4 protein-coding genes are annotated in these 3,331 nt (G+C 68.3%); 1 reads left to right on the top strand and 3 read right to left on the bottom strand.

Going from position 1 to position 3,331, the window contains the following annotated elements:
- Positions 1 to 21: 21 nt before the first annotated feature.
- From E7742_RS16885 to E7742_RS16895, 3 genes are read right to left on the bottom strand one after another with little or no spacing between them, the layout of a single operon-like run.
- Positions 22 to 894, bottom strand: coding sequence for a MaoC/PaaZ C-terminal domain-containing protein (locus E7742_RS16885; RefSeq protein WP_137799990.1), 873 nt, complete (start codon positions 892 to 894; stop codon positions 22 to 24).
- A 3-nt stretch (positions 895 to 897) separates the two neighbouring features.
- Positions 898 to 1,329, bottom strand: coding sequence for a type II toxin-antitoxin system Rv0910 family toxin (locus tag E7742_RS16890; RefSeq protein WP_137799991.1), 432 nt, complete (start codon positions 1,327 to 1,329; stop codon positions 898 to 900).
- 31 nt (positions 1,330 to 1,360) lie between these two features.
- Complete coding sequence (locus E7742_RS16895) at positions 1,361 to 2,551, bottom strand: lipid-transfer protein (protein ID WP_137799992.1); 1,191 nt, start codon at positions 2,549 to 2,551, stop codon at positions 1,361 to 1,363.
- Positions 2,552 to 2,653: 102 nt separating this feature from the next.
- Here E7742_RS16895 and E7742_RS16900 point away from each other — a divergent pair, with 102 nt between their 5' ends.
- A complete protein-coding gene (locus E7742_RS16900; protein WP_137799993.1) occupies positions 2,654 to 3,313 on the top strand; it encodes a TetR/AcrR family transcriptional regulator in 660 nt (219 codons plus the stop codon).
- Positions 3,314 to 3,331 lie beyond the last annotated feature (18 nt).

Consider the following 3,331-nt stretch of genomic DNA (forward strand, 5'->3'; position numbering starts at 1 on the left):
CAGTCCAGCACTCGGTGGGGGTCACGGCCGCCGGTCGGCAACGACGGCGAGACCGTCCTTGATGACCAGCTCGTCGCCCACGGTGGTCTCGTACGCATAGGTGGTGTCACCGGAACCCGACCCCGACTTCCAGAATCGGGTCTCGATGTCCTGTTCCGGCAGAACAGGTTTGGCGAAGCGGACGGCGAGGCGGCGCAGGCGCTCGACGTCGCCGTCCGCCAGTTCGGTGAGCACTGCCCACGACGTGAACGCCATCGTGCACAGGCCGTGGTTGATGATGCCCGGCAACCCGGACATGCGTGCGATCTCGTCGTCGAGATGGATCGGCATGGGATCTCCCGACGCCGGCGAATACCGGAACGTCTGATCCTTGTCGATGTGCTGGCGCACGCGGGCCGCCGGCTCCGTCTCACGCAGCCGCTCGTCGAATCGGTGCCCGGGCGAGCGTTCCCCTTCCCCCGGGCCGGCGTCGACCTTCCGGAAGAACGCGGTCATCCACTGCTCGTTGACCAGTTCGCCGTCGTCCGTGCGGGTCTCGACGTAGACGACGACCGTCGACCCGTTCTCGCGTCCTTCGAATCCGATCGGCTTGGCCCGGGTCACGAGCGCGTCACCGGGGCGGATCGGGCGGTGGAAGTGGAAGTCCTGCTCGCCGTGCACGAGCTTCATCAGCAGTTCCACCGGCGCCACGGCCAGCGCCGCCGGCGCCATGGACGTGAACGCCGGCACCACCGCGAACACGGGCGGGGCCACCTCACCGGCTAGATGGCGCGCGATGGGATCGTTGGTCGCGGCCGCGTACTCGGCGATGCGCTCGGCGGTGACGTCGAACCGCTGTTCCTCGGTCCAGACCCCGAGTCCGGAAGTGTCGAACTCGACTGTGGGGGTGGTCATTCCTCAGCCGACCAGCTCGGCGAACTTCGCGAGCGATGCCTCGAGGTCGACCGCGGCGTTCTTGGCGACGGCCTTGCCGATCGGTCCGACGATCATGGTGCCGGTGAACGAGGCGTCGACGCTCGCGGTGCTGCCGGAACCGTCGGGTGCCACGCGGAGGGTGAACTCGACCTTGACACCCGCCATTCCGGTACCCGAGATCTTGACCATCTTCGGGACCTCCACCTCGGTGACGGTCCACTCGATCTTGTTGGCCATCCCCATCACCGAGACCACCTCGGTGAACGTGGCGCCCAGGCGGACCTCGGTGGGCAGCTCGCTCTTCCAACCCTGGTGGATGGTGAGCCACTCCTCCCAGCGGCTCAGGTCGGAGAGCGCATCCCACGCCTTGTCGGGGGTGGTGGGCAGGGAAGCGGAGACGGAAACGGAAGCCATGACGAAACTCCTTGTCGACGTGTGTTCGAATTCAGCGCTGTGCCGGGCGGTAGGCGGTGACGACGACCGCGCCACCGAGCCCGATGTTGTGTTGCAGGGCGATACGGGCATCGTCGACCTGACGTGCGTCGGCGGTGCCGCGCAGTTGCCACGTCAGCTCGCTGCACTGGGCCAGCCCCGTGGCCCCGAGTGGGTGCCCCTTGGAGATGAGACCGCCGGAGGGATTGACGACCCAGCGTCCGCCGTACGTGGTGTCGCCCGCGTCGACGAGCTTGCCGCCCTCGCCCTCGGCGCACAGCCCGAGGGCCTCGTACGTGATGAGTTCGTTGGTGGAGAAGCAGTCGTGCAACTCGATGACGTCGACGTCCTCCGGGGAGATGCCTGCCTGCTCGTACACGCGGCGCGCGGCGGTGCGGGTCATGTCGGCGCCCACGAGGCTGATGGCGCTGCGGTCCTCGAACGTACTCGGCAGGTCCGTCACCATCGACTGGCCGACGATCTCGACGGCCCGGTCGGCGAGATCGTGGCGGTCGACGAAGGCCTCGCTCACGACGACGACCGCGCCGGAGCCGTCGGACGTCGGCGAGCACTGCAGCTTGGTGAGCGGTCCGTAGATCGGCTTGGCCGCGAGGATGTCGTCGAGCGTGTACTCGTCCTGGAACTGGGCATACGGATTGGCGACGGAGTGCCGGTGGTTCTTGACGCCGATCTTCGCGAACTGCTCGGCGGTGGTGCCGTACCGCTCCATGTGCTCCTTGCCGGCGGCGCCGAACATGTACGGCGCGGGCGGCATCGCGAACTCCTGGAGTTCCGCGAGCGCCAACAGGTGCCGCATCATCGGTTGTTCGCGGTCGTCGTACGTGGTGCCGAGCGAGCCGGTCTGCATCTTCTCGAAGCCCAGCGCGAGTGCGCAGTCCGCCTGCCCGCTGCGAACCGCCTGCGTCGCGAGGTACAGCGCGGTCGACCCGGTCGAACAGTTGTTGTTGACGTTGACGATCGGGATGCCCGTCAGCCCCAGCTCGTAGACCACGCGCTGGCCGGACGTCGACTCCCCGTACACGTAGCCGACGTAGGCCTGCTCCACCTGCCGGTAGTCGATCCCGGCATCCTCGAGCGCCTTGGTTCCCGCTTCCCGGGCCATCTCCGGGTAGTCCCAGTCCCGGGCTCCCGGCTTCTCGAACTTCGTCATCCCGACCCCGACGACGAACACCCTGCTGCCCATACCAACTCCCGATTCGGCTCCAGTTGTCTGTGACACGCTGTCCCGCCAAAAATAAGTGAGACACCGTGTCCAGTCAATGCCCGGGCGGGTACTGTTCGCCGAATGACGGACGGGCGCGCGACTCGGTGGGACGACCACAAGATGCGGCGGCGCGACCGGATCCTCGAGGCCGCGCTCGCGGCGGTGGAGGACGGCGGCACGGACATCGGGGTGCAGCAGATCGCCGAACGCGCCGAGGTGCCGCGATCGGTGGTCTACCGGGTCTTCGCCGACCGCGGTGACCTCGACGAACAGATCCGCCTGCGGATCATCGAGGTGCTGATGTCCGACCTCGGGCCGGTCCTGACCCCGCACGGCACGGTGCGGGAGGCGATCGAGCTGGCCGTGGACACCTACCTGCGGTGGATCGTCGAGCACCCCCGTCTGCACGCCTTCCTCGGCAAGGGTGCGCCGAGCCGGACGTCGGTGGGCTCGCGCGCCGTCACCGGCACCAAGACCGCGATCGGGGTCCAACTGGGCGCCCTGCTCGCCGGCATCCTCGACCGCCGCGGCGTCACGTCGGAGCTCGCGGAGCCGATGGCGTTCGCGCTCGTCGGGCTGGTGGACGCGACTGTCAACCGGTGGCTGAGCCAGCCCGAGCACCCGGTGCCCAGCGAGAGCCTCGCCCGGTTCCTGCAGACGTCGATCTGGGGAGTGCTCGACAGCAACCTCCGCGCGCTGGGGGTCGACATCGAACCGTCCACCCCGGTGGCCCAGCTGTAGGTCGACGCGGCCGGGAGC

Source organism: Rhodococcus sp. SGAir0479, from assembly GCF_005484805.1.
GTDB lineage: Bacteria > Actinomycetota > Actinomycetes > Mycobacteriales > Mycobacteriaceae > Prescottella.